General features: G+C 41.1%; 14 protein-coding genes and 1 pseudogene. 10 read left to right on the top strand and 5 right to left on the bottom strand.

Annotated elements, in window-relative coordinates:
• Positions 1-126: 126 nt before the first annotated feature.
• The 3 genes from gltS to ACQ4KW_RS14380 all read right to left on the bottom strand — a co-directional run bounded on the left by gltS (position 127) and on the right by ACQ4KW_RS14380 (position 3609).
• Positions 127-1320 carry a sodium/glutamate symporter gene (gltS, locus tag ACQ4KW_RS14390; protein WP_430883180.1) on the bottom strand — a complete coding sequence of 398 codons (1194 nt, stop codon included), beginning with the start codon at positions 1318-1320 and terminating at the stop codon, positions 127-129.
• 139 nt (positions 1321-1459) lie between these two features.
• On the bottom strand, positions 1460-2353 hold the full coding sequence (locus ACQ4KW_RS14385; protein WP_430883179.1) for a DNA-binding domain-containing protein: 894 nt from the start codon (positions 2351-2353) through the stop codon (positions 1460-1462).
• A 29-nt stretch (positions 2354-2382) separates the two neighbouring features.
• Positions 2383-3609, bottom strand: a complete 1227-nt coding sequence (locus ACQ4KW_RS14380) for an ATP-binding protein (protein ID WP_430883178.1) — start codon at positions 3607-3609, stop codon at positions 2383-2385.
• Positions 3610-3819: 210 nt separating this feature from the next.
• Between ACQ4KW_RS14380 and ACQ4KW_RS14375 the strand changes: the two are divergent.
• The 3 genes and pseudogenes from ACQ4KW_RS14375 to ACQ4KW_RS14365 form a co-directional block, all read left to right on the top strand.
• Positions 3820-5193: pseudogene (locus tag ACQ4KW_RS14375) on the top strand (transporter substrate-binding domain-containing protein); the annotation flags it as partial.
• Positions 5194-5704: 511 nt separating this feature from the next.
• Positions 5705-6007, top strand: a complete 303-nt coding sequence (locus ACQ4KW_RS14370; protein ID WP_430883177.1) for a sensor histidine kinase — start codon at positions 5705-5707, stop codon at positions 6005-6007.
• Positions 6008-6048: 41 nt separating this feature from the next.
• On the top strand, positions 6049-7020 hold the full coding sequence (locus tag ACQ4KW_RS14365; RefSeq protein WP_430883176.1) for a substrate-binding domain-containing protein: 972 nt from the start codon (positions 6049-6051) through the stop codon (positions 7018-7020).
• A gap of 122 nt (positions 7021-7142) precedes the next feature.
• Here ACQ4KW_RS14365 and ACQ4KW_RS14360 read toward each other — a convergent pair whose 3' ends face one another.
• A complete protein-coding gene (locus ACQ4KW_RS14360; protein WP_430883175.1) occupies positions 7143-7601 on the bottom strand; it encodes a YbhB/YbcL family Raf kinase inhibitor-like protein in 459 nt (152 codons plus the stop codon).
• A 401-nt stretch (positions 7602-8002) separates the two neighbouring features.
• Here ACQ4KW_RS14360 and ACQ4KW_RS14355 point away from each other — a divergent pair, with 401 nt between their 5' ends.
• The 3 genes from ACQ4KW_RS14355 to ACQ4KW_RS14345 are packed head-to-tail and all read left to right on the top strand — an operon-like array spanning position 8003 to position 10765.
• On the top strand, positions 8003-8389 hold the full coding sequence (locus tag ACQ4KW_RS14355) for a Crp/Fnr family transcriptional regulator (protein ID WP_430883174.1): 387 nt from the start codon (positions 8003-8005) through the stop codon (positions 8387-8389).
• A gap of 57 nt (positions 8390-8446) precedes the next feature.
• On the top strand, positions 8447-9703 hold the full coding sequence (locus tag ACQ4KW_RS14350; RefSeq protein WP_430883173.1) for a DUF2225 domain-containing protein: 1257 nt from the start codon (positions 8447-8449) through the stop codon (positions 9701-9703).
• Positions 9704-10765 (top strand): DMT family transporter, encoded by a 1062-nt coding sequence (locus ACQ4KW_RS14345; RefSeq protein ID WP_430883172.1) that lies wholly within the window; start codon positions 9704-9706, stop codon positions 10763-10765.
• A gap of 148 nt (positions 10766-10913) precedes the next feature.
• On the opposite strand, the gene ACQ4KW_RS14340 is transcribed toward ACQ4KW_RS14345, so the two are convergent.
• Entirely contained in the window at positions 10914-12650 is a 1737-nt protein-coding gene (locus ACQ4KW_RS14340) for a DEAD/DEAH box helicase (protein WP_430883171.1), read from the bottom strand.
• Between the two features lie 413 nt (positions 12651-13063).
• Between ACQ4KW_RS14340 and buk the strand changes: the two genes are divergently transcribed.
• The 4 genes from buk to ACQ4KW_RS14320 all read left to right on the top strand — a co-directional run bounded on the left by buk (position 13064) and on the right by ACQ4KW_RS14320 (position 17892).
• Positions 13064-14143 (top strand): butyrate kinase, encoded by a 1080-nt coding sequence (buk, locus tag ACQ4KW_RS14335; RefSeq protein ID WP_430883170.1) that lies wholly within the window; start codon positions 13064-13066, stop codon positions 14141-14143.
• 247 nt (positions 14144-14390) lie between these two features.
• Positions 14391-15206, top strand: a complete 816-nt coding sequence (locus ACQ4KW_RS14330) for an FAD binding domain-containing protein (protein ID WP_430883169.1) — start codon at positions 14391-14393, stop codon at positions 15204-15206.
• Positions 15196-15648, top strand: a complete 453-nt coding sequence (locus tag ACQ4KW_RS14325) for a (2Fe-2S)-binding protein (RefSeq protein ID WP_430883168.1) — start codon at positions 15196-15198, stop codon at positions 15646-15648. The genes ACQ4KW_RS14330 and ACQ4KW_RS14325 overlap by 11 nt, the downstream gene beginning before the upstream one ends.
• 12 nt (positions 15649-15660) lie before the next feature.
• Positions 15661-17892, top strand: a complete 2232-nt coding sequence (locus tag ACQ4KW_RS14320; protein ID WP_430883167.1) for a xanthine dehydrogenase family protein molybdopterin-binding subunit — start codon at positions 15661-15663, stop codon at positions 17890-17892.
• The last annotated feature ends 88 nt before the right edge of the window (positions 17893-17980 follow it).

Here is a 17980-nt window from a genome sequence, read left to right as displayed (position 1 = left end):
AGAAACTTTACGATCAAAAATAATGATCGAAACAAGAATAAAGAGCACTGGCCATGGCCAGTGCTCTTTTTATAGGAGTAGAATATCCACTCACTGCATCCCATACTGGAGTCTATGGGTTGGGGGCTATACGAATAAGTTCATAAAACCAGTGATGATAGCGGCATTAAAGAAGTCAATAAACAGACTGCCCACAAGCGGTAGAATGAAGAATGCCGCAGGAGCCACTTCGTACTTTTGTGTAAGGGCACTCATATTTGCCATGGCATTTGGTGTTGCACCCATACCAAAACCGCAGTGACCACATGCCATAACAGCAGCCTCGTAGTCACGACCCATAACATTGAATGTTACAAAGTATGCAAACAGACCCATTAAAGTGACTTGAGCAACAAGCATAACAAGCATTGGACCTGCAAGGTCAGCAAGCTGCCATAACTTTAGACTCATAAGTGCCATGGCTAGGAAAATTGAAAGGGATGTTTCACCGATCACATCAATTTCCAAGCTGTTGATTTTAAAGTTTGATGAAGCGTCAGAAATGTTTCTAATAATAGCTGCAGCAAACATGGCACCAATATACGGTGGGAATGTCATACCTGTCTTTGAAAGCAGGGCAGAAACAATAGTACCAAGCCCCATTGCCACAATAATTTGACAAGCTGCACCTAGAAATCTACTGGAACTCACAAGGTTAACTTCTTCTGTCTCATTTTGAGCATCCGAAACCTGTGAAGACGTTTTCTTAGACAATAAATCGTGTTTTTCAATAAGTTTTTTGCCAAGAGGTCCACCAATAAGGGAACCGGCAATAAGACCAAAAGTTGCAGAAGCCATAGCAACAGCATTTGCACCCGTTGCACCAGCGTTTTCAAAAACAGGTGCGTAGGCACCAGATGTGCCATGTCCGCCTGTCATTGGAACTGACCCAGTAGAGAGTCCGATGAGTGGGTTAATGCCAAATACCTTAGCGAAACCAACACCGACAACATTTTGCATACAGACTAGAACAATTGCAAGTATGAGGAAAATCATTACCTGCTTACCGCCCTTTTTAAGAAGCTTGAAGCTTGCAGTGAAGCCCACTGTTGTAAAGAAAGCAGTCATAAACACTTTTTGTAGTGTTGTATCAAATTGGAATTCAAGGACACCCGTTTGTTTCATAACAAGGGTGAAGAGTGCAAAGATAATCCCCCCGATTACCGGTGCAGGAATACAGAATCGTTCCAGAAAAGACACGCGTTTTCTAATAGCTTGACCCGCCATTAGGATAACAACCGCCAGTGCCATAGACTGAATCATGTCTAGAGTCAAAGTCATATGTAACATCCCCTTCTTTAATTAAACGTAAAATGATTGAATAATTCGTAATCATTATATGGGGGTGCTACAGAATTCGACGACATTCGACGAAAAATCATAGAAAACGTTTTCAAATAATTTCTGAAAAATGATGTATTTAATATTTTAGCTTGCTCATCATGCCTTCAATAAAGCGTTTGACACTGATTTTTCCTCTTATGGTTGATTCATTCTCAATGTATCGAATCTCTTGCTTTATCTGCCCAAGATCGAATAGAACCGTTGCGTAGTCAGTGAACTTGAGGTTGTCAAAATCCTCTCGCCCCATTTCGGCTAGGGTGGTCATGGCCTTTAAAATGATTCGTCTGATACGTTGCTCAATAGAACGGGAATTGACATAGTCCCTACCAGCACTTGCTTTTTCCTCTGAAAGGCTATTGTATAAATCTTGCAGCTTGTAGCTTGCTGTCGGATTTGTTTTTCGAAGTTTTAATATTTTCATGATAATGGCCCTTAAATCTTCTGTGCCACTGTCACTGATAATGCCCAAATCTGAAAAAATCTGATCAAGCTGTGAACTAAGTGAGGGTTTATCTGATGGAGCTTGTGCCAATGCATTGCCTGATTCCATGCCAGGCATGCCAATCACCGTGCTCTTTATGAGTTGAAAAGACCTTTCAAGGTCTAAGGTGCTTGAAACGGTTCGAATAACACTAATGGCCTCAATGGCATTAATGGGTTTTCCAAGAAAAAACACACAGCCTGCTTCGTAGGCTTTTGAAATCATATATTGGTCTTCCACCTGAGAGATCATAATGAATTTGCCCTTGAATCCATTTTCCAAAGACGTCTTGACGATATTAATTCCATCCTTACCAGGCAGCAGAAGATCAACAACCACGATGTCGGGATTATAGAACTGTATTTCATCAACAGCGTGTATGCCATCTTCCAGCTCTCCAACCACAGTGCCTAGTTTACTGGATTCAATCAGCTCAATGATCATTTTTCGAATGACAATATCATCATCTATGACTAGTATTTTTTTCATGGCTTAATGACCTCCTATAATATTTTGTCTTAGTCAAGGGGCAGAGTCACTTGAATTTTTGTTCCTCTGTCCTTTTCTGATTCCACTTGGATGTCTCCGGACATTTCTTCCACTAAGTTTTTCACATGGGACAGACCAATACCGGTGCTGGCCTTACCTGTTTTTGAATCATACTTGGTTGTGAAACCAGGGTTGAATATGACTTCTTCAAGACCCTTTGATATGCCGCTTCCGTCATCAATTACGGCCAGTCTTAAACACTTTTCGTCAACATGGGCCTGGACTTGAATATGACCTATAGCATGAGATGCGGAAATACTATTATCTATGAGATTGTTTAAAATAGTGAATATATTCAGATAGCGGTTGACCATATGATCCCCATTTTGGTCAAGTGTCAGTCGTATATTCTTGTCAGACTTGGTGATGCTTTTTTCAGAGCTTGATTTCACAATGGTTAAGATTTCAGTCAAGGTTAATGCATCAATATTCTCAAGCTTATAGATGAAATCATCAAATCCTGATAAGACACGCAAGTAGTCCTTTTTTATTTCGTGGATTTCTCGGGCGATTTCGAGGGCGTCACCTTTTAGATGTAAATCGTCTGGGAGTTCATCATAAAGTTTGTAGGACTGGCGCATGACAGACTCGATTTGATCAGCTGATTTTCTTAAGTAGAACAGTTCTGTTTCAACATCAGCGGCCAGTGTTGTCAGTTGTATGTATCGCTTTTGATGTTCCTGCTTTTGAATAAACAAGCTTTGCCTTTCCCATAAGGCGTAAAGGATATAGGCTATTAGGGCTCTTAGAATCCCTGCAAGTATTACGATTTGAAGGAGCTGGGCATTCATATCACTTCGAAGAAGAGCTTCTGTGCTGTTGCTTAGGGCATCAATAATGGCCATTACAGATATGCTCATAAAGACCTTGCGCCTGTGTTTTCTTAGATTTATCAATAAATGAAGGGCAGCGAAGCAGCCATAATATACGATGGCTGGCCTGACAAATGCCATAGCCTGAATGGGGGATTGTGAAAATACGACCACTTGTGTGATGTAGCGCTCAAGGCCTATTAATATGCCCGCAAGGGCTGTTAATGAGGGCAAGTTGACATCGTCTCGAACAAGAGCCACAAGGTGTATGAGCACAATTCCAAGAGAAATTCGCAATGTGCCTCCCATTGGGTAAAAGTGGATCTCGCTAAATAGAGCCACCATTAGAGCTAGGGGTGTGTACTTTTTAAAAAAGTTTTGCATAATTGTCTCCCTTTAATCTAATCTACACTTGCTGACTAGGGTACTAGTCATATGCAAATGCAAAACATATTATATGCCTCTCATTGAATATTGTCTAGTTTTACTTGTGTTCATGAAAACGTAATTTAGGTCATATGTCTCAAAGCTCATGGGAATAATAGAAGGAAATGGGTATGATAATGAAGAACATATGCTCAGGAGGTTTTTACGATGTTCAAAAAACCATATTTAAAGAATGGACTAATTTTATTCATATTACTTTTTATTTCTATACACGCTACAGGTCAGTATATGACATATGGAAGCGAAACCTTATACTGGCTTAATGAGAATGAGCGGGAATGGCTGAGTGCCCATCCAGTGATTCGCTATGCCTATGATCCTAAATATCCTCCCTTTGAGTTTCGTGACGAAAATGGACAGGCGCAGGGGATTAGCATAGAAGTTATAGAAAAGATTGAAGGAAAACTTGGGGTAGAAATTGAGGTACAATACGTTGGCAAATGGGACAAGGTTATGGAGAGCCTCATCGACGGGGATATTGACATGATTTCAGCGACCCCGACTGAGGATCGGGTCAAGCATATGTCTTTTTCCACAGCTTATCTGTCTATTCCAACGGGGATCATTATAAGAGAAGGCAATACAGATATTGATAGCATGAATGATCTAAATGGCAAATATATATCGACCGTCAGGGGCTGGTTTTGGAACGAAGTGCTATCTCAAAAACATCCAGAGATTCAGCTCAAGGTATACGAGACAGTAGAAGATGCTCTCAATGCAGTTCTTTATGGTGATGTGGATGCGACAATACAAGATTTTGGTACGGCTTCATACCATATATCAAAATACAAGATCAGTAACCTAAAGGTTGTGTCAAAGTATGACATGCCTCAAGAAATTGCCTTTGCAGTTCGGGAAGACTATGAACCACTTATTCCTATACTCAACAAACTTATACCAAGAATTGCTGAGGAAACAGAGGCCATCAATGGAAACTGGATTAAATTGAAGTACGATGAAATCACCGACAATACCAACTTAATTAGAATGCTTATAGTCATTTTAATAACATTGATTCTTGTCCTTTTATGGACCATCTCTCTGAGGTTGCAAGTTCGTCGAAAGACGAAGGAACTGCAAAGTGAACTGAAAAATTCAGAGAAGATGAAAAGTGAAATAGAATCAGTTAATTCCAAGCTCCTTCAATCAGAGAAGGAAATACGAGCCATACTCGATGCAGACCCCAGTTCAATCTTTGTAAAGGATAGGCAGGGACGTTTTAAAATGGCAAATAGGGCCGCAGCTAAAACACTTGGAGTGAGTGTTGAAGATATGATTGGTAAGACCATGGAAGATTTTAAAGAAAGAACGGATGATGAAAGTCTAAAGGCCATGAGAGATGCTGAAGAAAAGCTGTTCAGCGGTCAAAATGACTCGGAAGTCTACATGGTGTGGTTGAATGACGGTTTGGGCAATGCATTTGTTCACAGTGTCAAGAAAATCCCTATAATCAATGAAGATGGTACAATTGACTATTTGTTAAGCGTTGCGTCAGATGTCACTGAGCTGCAAAATAAAAACGAGGCCTTAAAACAGTCTCTTGAGAACTTAAAAAAGGCAAGAGGGCAGTTATTAGAACAAGAAAAATGGGCGGCGATTGGTGCCTTTGTTGCAGGGATAGCCCATGATGTCAATTCGCCTCTTGGGTCATCCATAACCATAACCTCCCATGCAAAACGCATGCTTGAAACCTCTAAAGTGGCCCTTGAAAGCGGGACTTTAAAACGGTCTCAATTGGTAGAATTTTATGACGATATGGAAGAAAGTATTAGTATGCTGGAAAATCACCTTGAACATGCTGCGGGTCTTATTCAGAACTTCAAGTCCGTTTCTGTGCATCAAATAAGCGAAGTTGACGAAGAATTTGATTTATGCGAGTATTTAAGCCGAATTGCCTTGGGCATGAAATATGAGTGCAAGCTAAAAGGTGTTCTTGTTACCGTATCCTGTAAAGATGTCATTCCATTTAAAGGGGCACCAGGATTCATTTCTCAGATTATGACCAATCTGATTAACAACTCCCTGATCCATGGCTATGATGAGGGGGGGCGGTGTCATAGATATTGCTACACGAGAGGTAGCGGGTGGTGTGGAAATTATTTATCAGGACGATGGAAAAGGCATGAGTCAAGAAATTGCGGACAAGATTTTCACTCCGTTTTTTACCACAAAGCAGGGAGAAGGTGGCAGTGGTCTGGGCATGCATATCGTTCATACCCTGGTGACAGAGAAATTTGGAGGCACAATCGAAGTGGGACCTAATGCTGGAAAAGGGGTTAGATTTAATATATTCCTTCCCAAAATCAAAGAAGAAGACAGTATAAATGCTTAGAAAATCCAGCGCATATTATATGACTTTAAAGGGGATTTTGTATGTTAAAGAGAATGGGGTTTGCTCTGATACTCTTTATCCTTGTTGCAGTGAGCCTTGCTTGTGGCATGGATAAAAGTGATGAAAAGAAAAATGAAGACTTTCAAAATGATCCTCAGACTGAAACCGAAAGGTTTTCAAAACCATCTGGGGTTGAAGAAATTGAGGTTGGATTCGTTGTGTCAACCCTACTCAATCCTTTTTTTGTATCTCTGAAAGATGGCGTCGTTGAAGAGGCCCATGATTACGGAATAGCTCTAAGGGTTCTTGATTCAAGGGATAGTTCTGAAACGGAAAGGGCCAACATGGACAAGTTGATTGAAGATGAAGTGGATGCAATTCTCTTAAATCCAACAGATCCAGAGGCTTCAGTAGAATTGATTGAAAAAGCTTTTAACTTGGGCATTCCTGTCTTTACCCTGGACCGACAAGTGGATTCGGATATGGTCCTAATGCATATTGCTTCTGACAACCGTTCAGGCGGCTATCTGGCTGGAGAGTTTATAGTTGATACATTGGGCGGACAGGGCAAGGTTGTTGTCTTACAAGGCTTAAAGGGCGCTTCTGTGGATAGGGAAAGAGGTCGAGGTTTTGAATTGGCACTCCAGGGGTCAGATGTAGAAATTATTGAAAAGAGGCGTGCCGACTTTGACAGAGGCATGGCTCAAAATGAAATGGAGAACTTGCTGGAAACCTATAATGATATTGACGCTGTTTTTGCCCATAATGACGAAATGGCTCTAGGGGCTCTCAAGGCGGCGACACTAGCGGGGCGGGAGCTTGTAATTGTTGGATTTGATGGGGCTGACGATGCCATAATCGCTGTTCAGGATGGTAGTCTTGACGCAACTGTGGCCCAGCAACCAGAGAAAATTGGCCGTGTGGGCATCCAAGCTGTTATGAAGTTTCTAACCCAAGATTCATTTATTGAAGAGGTGCCTGTTCCACTAAAACTTATTACAAACACAGAGTGATCAGCCTTAAAAATGGCCAAACAAAATAACAGCTTTCATTTAGAACCGCTTGTGCTGATCTAAATGAAGGCTGTTTTTTATACAAATTCTTTTCGTATAAATGGACTCATCTATAGGTCGAGTCACTTGGCGCTATAGATGCCTATGTGCTGGGCTGTTGCAATGATGTGACCGCTAATTTGACTCATTAAGTCTTCCTTTGTCATATTAAGGTGGCCCTTTATTACTGTGTCCAGGGCATAGAGTGTGAAGAAATATCTATGTGTCCCTGAACTTGGGCATGGTCCACTGTATCCAATATCCCGGTAGTCAGTCATGCCTTGACTAGATCCATCACTAAACTCATATGTTTTCGGGCAGGCTTCGTCTATAGACCGTTTTAATGGGTCGATATTGTAGTAAACCCAGTGAATCCAGCCATATGGGGCATCTGGGTCGTCGGCAATAAGAACAAGGGACTGGGTCTTTTCAGGTGGTTCTGTCCACTGGAGTGGGGGAGAAATATTTTTGCCGTGGCAAGTATATTTGATGGGAATGCTTTGACCGTGATCAAAGGCACTTGATTTTAATGTAAAAGTCATACTCGGGCTCCTTTCCTTGCATTATCATACTTTAAATTTACCCCTATTACGTCATATATATCTAAAACATTTGCATTATTATCAGTTTAGACAAGTGATAGAGTTTGGAAGATGTTGCGTATTGACGATGCTGGTGGGTTTGGGATTCATATTGTTTCAAATATGTCAAAAGAAGACCAATATATATGATTAAAATGGGTAAAATATCAATATATTGTTGCCTTATGTCTATAAGTAAGATGAAAAATTACAGAAATGGCTTATGAAAAGGGTGGCCACTATGAATACAGATAAAATTAAAACAGTAACCATACTCATTATTACATTATCCTTCATTGGCATGCTCGCTTTATGGATATCATCATCAGTGGTATAAAACCAGACTCTAGGGGAGTGAATCTATGGACATTAATACGCTGAAAAAAATTGGTCAAGTCACTGAGTTTAAAAAAGGTGAAACCATTATATATCAGGGACTATATGGTGATGAAATGTACTTGATTTTAAAGGGGTCTGTGGAGGTGTTTGTGCTCAATCCATTCGATGGATCTGAAGCCCATGTAGCAGAACTGGGGGCTGGAGATGTGTTTGGAGAAATGAGCATTTTCCAAGGTGGCAAGAGAAGTGCCACCATAAGAGCCCTTGAAGCCTGTACGATGTTCAGAATCACCAAGGATGGCTTGGATAAATACATTAAAATAGATCCATCTATGGCAGTCAAATTAATGAAGACCATTGCCAAAAGACTTGTGGAGGCAGAGAGTTACATCAGTGAGTTTAAGAGTTAGAAGAAGCGAATTCTATTGAGATGACTGTTCAAAGGCAACTTAATTTGGAGGCATACCATGATCAAAGATTATACAGACCCGTTTTATACAATAGAATATGAGGAAGAAGATATAATATACAACGTGGGTGAAGACAGTGCGTGTATGTATGCTGTGGTGCAGGGGCGGGTGAGCTTGTTTAAAAGAACACAAGATGGAGACATTCAGATAAAAAGTATTGGGCCAGGCGCATACTTTGGGGCTGTGTCATATTTAGGGGAAGTGCCTAGGCGTTACAAGGCTGTTGCAACACAGTATACGAAGGTGCAAAGACTTTTTGAAGACAATTTAGAAAGCTACATAATGAACAATTCTCAAAGTGTAGTCGTCTTAATGGATGATTTAAGTTCTCGCCTGGTCAAGGCGGATAAGAGTCTTGGACAAATTGGTGGGATTGATCGGTGTGTGGAAGGGGATGCGTGGTTTGAGAAGAATCAAGAGGGTCAAAGCGGGCCTATAAAACCATCTGCATATGTCATTGAGGCTCGAAATGATATCAGCCACCACCTCTACCCAAAGGGACATAAACATTACAATGTGCCCCTTGATGCTGAACATGAAGACATGCTCTTTGATAAAAATGTGGTTTGTCCTGTCTGCGAAAAGGATTTTACCCTGTATCAATTAAGGACATCAAAGTTCAAATTGGTGGAGTTAAAGCGAGATATGAGGCAGGTTTTTGAGGGTGTGGATGAAATTTGGTACAACATATGGACCTGTCCCCATTGTAAATATTCCAACTTCCACTACGATTTTCCTCGAATGAAGGCTGTGAATAAAGAGAAACTTCTTCAAGAAATGCCAGACAAGCTGGCAGGTTTTCATTTGCCTGAAACCCTAAAAACATCCTATAATGAAGTTTTTGACAGTTATTATTTGGCCATGGCATGCAAGGACATTGTCGGTGGAACGGCTTATGAATACGGACGGCTATGGCTTCATCTTGCCTGGATGTACAGCGATGTTGAAGATGATGAAATGTTTAACTTTGCCTATGAAAAGGCCCGCGAGTTCTATGCCAAAGGTTGGTTCACTGAAAGGGTTCAACTCACTCCAGAAGGCGAACAGAAGCTAGCGGTTCTCATTTCTGAAATGCATGTTCATGCTGGTATGCTTGATGATGCGAAGAAATTCGTTTTTGAAGCCATACAAATGAAAAATGGCAGCAAAGCCATGACAGAAAAAGCACGGGATAGACTGGCTGAAATTAAGGAAATGATCATAAAGGAAAGAAGAGAATCTGCCGAGTCTGATGGAGACCATGAAGATTCTTAGATGAATATACAAGACGAAGCGTTTGGAATTATTCCAAACGCTTTTCATATTATTTGGAATAAATGTGATTGTAATCAGACCTGGATTCCATTAACATATATGCAAGGTGAGGCCAAGTTTTTAATGGGCCATGTTTTGGAGGGGAATGATATGGAAAAAGAGAATAAAAAAATGATTGCGGCAGATTTCGCACTGCTTATTGTCGCTGTCATTTGGGGTACGGGTTTTATAGTGACAAAGAATATTTTGTCAGGGGTGACACCGCTTTATATGGTGGCTTTTCGATTTGCTGTGGCCACACTTATAATGCTTGTAATATCCTTTAATAAAATAAAGTCGATACAGATACAAGACCTGAAAGCGGGTTTGATCGTAGGTTTTATGCTTTTTATGGGATTTGCCACACAAACCATTGGCATACAGTACACAACGGCTGGTAAATCAGCATTCTTAACAGGCACAAATGTGGTTATGGTGCCTTTTATAGTTTGGTTTATTCACAAGAAAAGACCTGATATTTATGCTATAACTGCGGCGGTCCTTTGCTTTATAGGTGTGAGTTTATTGACGACTGGAGAACAGTTAGGAGCGCTTAAGGCGGGAGACTTGTGGGCCCTTTCCTGCGCACTCTTTTTCGCCCTTCACATTATAAGCACAAGCATATATGTTAAAAAAACAAGCCCTGCACTATTAACATTTTTGCAGTTTGCCTTTGTAACAATTTTTGCATTTATTACAGCTTTTGCTGTTGAAGGTCCTATTTATACACCGAACTCCAGCGCCATGCTGGGTGTTCTTTATCTTGGAATTTTTAGCACCTGTGCAGCCTTTTTGATTCAGACAACAGCTCAAAAGTACACAACAGCGACCCATGCAGCTATAATACTCAGCATGGAATCCATGTTTGGAACAGTGCTTGGCATTGTCCTTCTCAATGAGCCTTTTACCTTGTTAATGGGACTTGGGTGTGGCGTCATACTTATAGCCATTATAACCGCAGAAACCGGCTGGTCCTTTCTTAGAAAAAACAAGGGCAGGCCCCTAGCTGATGAAGCAACCTAATAGAGTGAACAGATCAGTTGTAAGACTGAGTATAAACAAGAAAGCTAGCAAGGTCTCTCATTTGAGACTTGCTAGCTTTTATTTGTACTTATTCTTTTATAATAGAATAAACTTTATTTCATTCAGGTACTTCAAAATTATAGATACCTTAGTGTTGCTTTTTAGCTTTGCCGTTGTAACGTGGCTTGTTGCTTCCGCCCTTATTGTATGAACGGTTCTTTGATCCATAAGAAGATTTACTTCTTGATCCACCCTTACTGCCACCGCTGAAAGGTCGAGCTTTTTCAAATCTCAGCTCTAGCTTTTTACCAGTGGAGTGTGTTTTACCATGTAGGGCTTCAATGATCTTATCAGCTGTGTTCTTATCCATGTCAAGGTATGTCACATTGTCACGCATGCGGATGTTTCCGATTGCGTGTTTACGAATACCTGACTTAGAAGAAATAAGGTGAAGCAGATCACGAACTTGTACCTTGTCATCACGACCTAAGTTCATACGAAGTGAATCAGAACGTTTGCGACCTTCACTGCTGCCACCGCCGCCTTTGCCAGTTCTCTTTGTCGGAACGTGAGAACGGAAGCTGAAATCATGCTCTGTTCCTTTTTCAAGTGACAGATTCATATCAATGATTGCCCCAGCAATTTGGCGTGCGCTGAATCCGCCGTCTTCTAGTTTGTTGATAATTTTAAGAGCATGATCACTCATACCTTCATCACCAATAACCATAGCTTCTTCAACATACTTGTCCACTCGAGAAGAATTTACTTCTCCAACAGAAGGTAGGGTAGACTCTTCAATTTGTTCCTTTGTGTAGTGCATAATCTCTGTTAGGAAATTAATATCTTCACGGCTTACAATAGTTGAAGCCTCTCCTGTACGACCAGCACGGCCTGTACGACCGATTCTGTGAACGTAGTTTTCAGGATGTGTTGGAACATCATAGTTATAAACAGCGTCAACACCATCAATATCAAGACCTCTGGCCGCAACATCCGTTGCGATTAGAAGGTTAAGGTGTCCAGCATTAAATCGCTTGATTGTTTCAAGACGTTGTGCTTGCGGAATATCACCATGAATTTTATCAGAAACGACATTTTTCTTTTGGAATGCTTCTGAAAGCTGATCAACACCGCGCTTTGTATTACAGAAAATAAGCGCTTGTTTCGGTGTCTGGAAATCGATCAGACGAAGTAGAGCATCGATTTTATGTCTTCTTTTAATAAGGTAGTATTTCTGTTTGATGTTCGTGTTTGTCATATTCTTGCGTGCAATGTGAATGCGTTGAGGGTTTTGCGTATATTTCTTAGCTAAATACTCAACTGTTTTTGGCATTGTTGCAGAGAATAGAAGCGTTTGTCTTTCTTCTGGAAGATAGGAAAGAATAGCTTCAAGTTCGTCTTTGAATCCCATTTTTAGCATTTCATCTGCTTCATCAAGAATAAGAGTCTTAAGGTTCTCAGCTTTGATGTTTTTTCTGTCAAAGTGATCTTTTGTACGACCAGGTGTACCGACAACAACTTGTGCACCGCGCTTAAGTTTTCTAATTTGGTGGTAAATTGGCTCGCCACCGTACACTGGAACGACATTTAAGTTTCTCATACCAACAGCCAGAGCAGAAATCGCTTCTGAAACCTGTACAGCCAGTTCACGTGTTGGACATAGAATTAATGCCTGAAGAGAACGATCCGTCTCATCAATGTTCTCAAGCATTGGAATTGAAAAAGCAGCAGTCTTTCCTGTACCTGTTTGTGATTGGGCGATTATATCATGGCCCTCTTTACATAGTGGAATTGATTGTGCTTGAATCTCAGTTGGTTCAGTGAATCCGCATTTCTCGATGCCGTGAAAAACAGCATCTGATAGTTCATATTTTGTAAAACCCATAAAAATCCTTTCTTCATTACATGCCAAATTCAGTCTCAGCTTGTAAATGGATAAAAGGAATAAAGCCAGACTAAATTTAACACCTGTAGTTTGCTAACTAATCAAGTATATGTGATATTCTATACTTTTGCAAGGTAAAGTTCGCTAAAATATTGATATTTAAGACTTTTTCTCCTGTGTTTGTCCCTAAAACTCCGGGAAAACGTTTATTATTTTTTATTTTCCATTTAAAATATTCGTAATGTCACAGGTCAACATATTTAAAGTTTTTTGTACCGCTTGATCGGTATACTAAAAAAATAGAGTTATTCAACAAAAATTGTAGAACCTGAAGGGTGGACTATGTATAATATAAGAAGAGAGTCAGTAAATACATAATTAAATTGCGGGCAAACCAAGGGAGGCTAATTATAATGAAAGAATTTGTATTAGTGATTAATCCAGGATCAACATCAACGAAGGTGGCACTATTTAAAGACGAGGAAAATGTGATCCAAAAGAACCTGAGTCACTCAACAGATGAACTGGATAAGTTTGATAAGATCACAGATCAGTTTGAATATAGAAAAGATATTATTATTGATTGGATGAAGTCAGAGGGCTATGATGTCAACCAGCTAAAGTCAGTTGTTGGTCGAGGTGGACTTTTAAAGCCAATGCCATCCGGCACATATGAAGTGACACAGGCTCTAATAGAAGATTTAAAGGTGGGTGTGCAAGGCGAGCACGCATCCAATCTCGGAGGCATTATTGCAAAAAGCATTGCCGATGAAGCTGGGGCCCCATCATATATTGTAGACCCTGTGGCTGTGGATGAATTTGAAGATGTGGCGAGAATTTCAGGTATGCCTGAAATCAAAAGACGCTCACTTCTACATGCCCTTAATATTAGAGCGATCGCCCACCGTGTTGCAAAAGAGAAGAACTGCCACATCAATGACTTAAACTTAGTTGTTGCCCATCTAGGTGGCGGTATTTCAGTTGTGCCAATGCAAAATGGAAAAATGATCGATGCAAATAATGCCAATGAAATGGGACCCTTCTCGCCTGAGAGAGCAGGGGGTCTGCCATCAGGTGACCTAGCTAAAATGTGTTTTTCGGGAGAATATACATTTAAGGAACTAAAAACAAAAATGAGGGGCAAGGGCGGTTTGGTGGCTTACCTTGGAACCAATGATGCAAGAGAAGTGCTCAAGCGCATTGAAGCAGGAGACAAAGAAGCCAAACTTGTCTTTGATGCAATGGGCTACCAAATTTCAAAAGAAATTGGCGGTATGGCCACTGTTCTTAAGGGCAAAGTGGATGCAGTTGTTTTAACAGGTGGCGTGGCGTATTCAAAATACCTTACGGACTACATTGAGGCGCAAGTGGGCTTTATTGCACCGGTTATAGTAAAACCAGGCGAAGATGAAATGATAGCTCTTAATGAAGGGGTTATGCGTGTGCAAGCTGGGGAAGAACCTGCAAAAATCTACGAAAATGAAGTGAAATAGGGTATGAATCAAAAATAAGCCTTTTAATCTTTATACTCACAATATAATAGCAATCAGGCGCTTAGCAGTACTAAAAACTGCTCCAAGGAGACTTTATACATAGTCGAATTGGGGCAGTTTTTATTTTTTTTCATGGCTATAGGCTTTATCTGAGCAAGAATTATGTTATAATGTGCGATGTACGAATGATTATAAATGTATTGGTTAAAACGTTCGGAATAACCAAATCCCATTTGGAGGAAATCTTATGCTCGATATGAAGAAATACGTCGCTCCAGAGTCATTAGAAGAAGCTTGGAATATTTATAGTATGAGTCCAAGCAATACCATCCTCGGAGGATGTGCTTTTTTAAGACTCGGTAAGAAGAAAATCGGAACAGGTATAGATTTATGCAATCTAGACCTTGAATATATTAAAGATCATGAGACCTTTATAGAAATTGGTTCCATGACCAAGTTACGTGGTATTGAAACCAGTTCACTTATTAAATCTCATTTTGGTAATGCGCTTTCAAAAAGCGTTAGAGACATAGTGGGTGTTTCCTTTAGAAACACAGCAACCCTTGGGGGCTCCGTTTATGGTCGCTATGGATTTTCAGACATACTAACAGCCCTGCTGGCCATAGGGGCGGAAGTAGACCTGTATAAGGGGGGGCATATGACTTTGGAAAGATTCCTAAGTGCGCCACCTAAATTTGATATACTTGTGGCCATTCGCTTGCCAAAAGACAGTCAATCGCGCTGTCATTATGAAGCCTTCCGACAATCAAAAGGGGATTTTCCTATACTAAACGCCAGTGCCTTTCGCAGTCGAAATAGGATCACTATAACTGTGGGTGCCAGACCCCAGCGCTGTGAAATTGCTACAAGAGCCAGTGAATATTTAAATACAGCAATAAATAATAATGAGACGATAAATGAAGACGTTATCAAGCACACAGCAAAGATAGCAAGCCAGGAGCTGGTATTTGGAAGTAATATGAGAGCCAGTGCAGACTACAGAAAACATCTGTGTCAAGTTTTAGTGAGTCGATGTATAAAAGAGGTGACACATGGAAATTAATGTGATTGTCAACGGAGAAACACGAACATTCGATGCTGAACCAGGTCAGAACCTGGTATCAGTTTTAAGAGAAAATGGATATACAGAAGTTAGAACAGGTTGTGATACGGGGTCTTGTGGCCTTTGCACCGTCTGGATAGATGGAAAACCAACACTTTCCTGCTCGACCCTAGCCATGCGTGTAAATGGTAAAAAAATCACAACAATAAAAGGGGTCGGAAAAATGGGGCAAGCCTTGGCAGAGCACCTTATAGCTGAAGGCGCAGACCAATGTGGATACTGCAGTCCGGGCTTTATACTGACTGTTTTAGCTATGAAAAATGAACTTAAGAATCCCACTGAAGAAGACGTTAAGCATTACTTAAATGGAAATCTATGTCGTTGTACAGGTTACGAGGGACAAACCCGTGCCATTATGAAGTGGCTAGTGAGTCAAGAGTAAAGGAGACTTTCAATGTGCTATATAGGTAAATCAGTTGAAAAAATTGATGGTCTTGCCATAACAACAGGCCAAGCGGTTTATACGGATGATCGTGATCTAAAAGACCATCTTTATGTACATATTGTTCGGAGTCCCCATGCTTATGCCAAGATTTTATCAGTCAATACAGATAAAGCTATGCTTGTAAAAGGTGTGGAAATTATACTTACCCATAGAGATGTGCCAAAGACTCGCTTCACGATTGCAGGACAGTCGTATCCTGAGCCATCTCCATACGATAGACGGATTCTCGATGAGTATGTACGCTATGTGGGTGACGCTGTTGCCATCATAGCTGCAAAAGACGAATCTGCTGCAAAAAAGGCTGAAAGGCTATTGGAGATTGATTACCAAGTCTATTCATCGGTGATCAATGCCACAGAAGCCATCGGGCATGAAACCATCATCCACAAAGAAGAGGATCTTTTCACCCACTTTGATTTTGGATGTGATCGGAAGAAAAATTTAGCAGGCACTTATGAAACAGGCTATGGAGACATGGAAAAGGCCCTTCATAAATGCGATGTTGTTATTGAGGGCACATATAACACGCAAGCCCAGGCCCATGCCATGATGGAAACCTATAGGAGTACCAGTCATTTAGACCCGTCAGGTAAATTGGTTATTGTAACGGCGACACAAATTCCATTTCACGTTCGTAGGATCAGTGCTCTTGCCCTGGGGATGGATGAAGAAAACATACAGGTTATAAAACCGAGAATCGGTGGCGGTTTTGGTGGCAAGCAGACCATGGCAACAGAACTTTATGCAGCCATTGTAACCCTCAAAACCGGACAGCTAGCACGGGTGATGTATAACAGAAAAGAAACATTCGCCATGTCCAGCAGTCGACACGCCTTTCAAGTGAAAATAAAACTTGGAGCCACGGCAGATGGCATTATAAAGGCTGTGGATATGAAGGCCCTGTCGGATACAGGTGCATATGGGGAACACGCCTGGACCGTTCTAATGGTTGCAGGGCACAAGTCCTTGCCGCTTTACAACAAGGCTGATGCTGCGCGTTATAGGGGGCAGGTGGTTTATACCAATAAAATGCCTGCCGGCGCCCTTAGGGGATACGGCGTAACGCAGGCGATTTTTGCTATGGAATCGGCCCTAAGTGAACTAGCTGATAAACTGGGCATGGACCCAGCTGAACTGAGGTTGAAAAACGTCATAAATGAAGGGGAGCAAAACCCTATTCTTGAAGGATCAACAGAAGAAAATCCGGGAACATTGAATTCGTGCACCTTAAGTCGGTGCATAGAGGTGGGACAAGACCTTATTGGCTGGAGAGAAAAATATCCAAGACGGATGGTTGGATCTTCAAAAGTGCGTGGTGTGGGTATGGCCATTACCATGCAAGGGTCTGGTATTGCCGCTGTGGATAGTGCACAGGCAGACATCGTGCTCGAAAAAAATGGAAGATACACCCTAAAAATCGGAGCCACAGATATGGGCACGGGCTGTGACACCATTTTACTGCAAATGGCGGCTCATGCCCTGGGTCAAGATATTTCAAATTTCGACTTAATCACGGGAGATACTGATGCCATGCCTTATGATACAGGGTCCTACGCTTCGAGCACGACTTATGTTACAGGCAATGCTGTCCTAAGGGCAGCAGAAGACTTAAAAAAGAAAATGGCCTCGGGACAAGAGAAACCAGTTGTTGGGACGGGACAATACAGCGGTGACACGAGTCCACCTCCATTTATTGCGGGATTTGCAGAGGTAGAAGTGGATACTGAGACTGGACAAGTGGAACTCTTAGATTATGTGGCTGCTGTAGATTGCGGCACTGTAATAAACCATAATCTTGCTAAGATTCAGGTTGAGGGAGGCATTGTTCAAGGCATAGGAATGGCTCTATTTGAGGATGTGCGTTATACCCGTGATGGACATATGATGACAGATACATTTATGCAGTATAAGGTGCCGACACGAAGAGATATAAATGGCCTTCAGGTTAAGTTTGTTCCAAGCTATGAACCTAGTGGTCCAAAGGGAGCAAAATCCATTGGTGAAGTCGTTATAAATACACCGCCACCGGCCATTGCAAATGCTATCGCCAATGCGACTGGTGTGCGGGTCAAGTCCCTTCCTATACGACCAGAAGATATTTGCATGGGTATTTTAAACCGTGGGTCTCATGAGGAAATTAGTCTTATTCCAGACTTTGTTCGTGAGATGACAAGGGGATAAAAATGTTGCTTAGACAACATTATTTTCCATCTGATTGAGATATAATAAATATTAATTTAACCACTTTCCAAACGACAATAAAGACTAT

It is taken from the genome of Tianxiuia mixotrophica (assembly GCF_050596425.1).
Lineage (GTDB): Bacteria > Bacillota > Clostridia > Peptostreptococcales > Acidaminobacteraceae.
The sequence above is the reverse complement of the archived record's forward strand: the minus strand, read 5'-3'. Positions and strand labels throughout refer to the sequence as shown.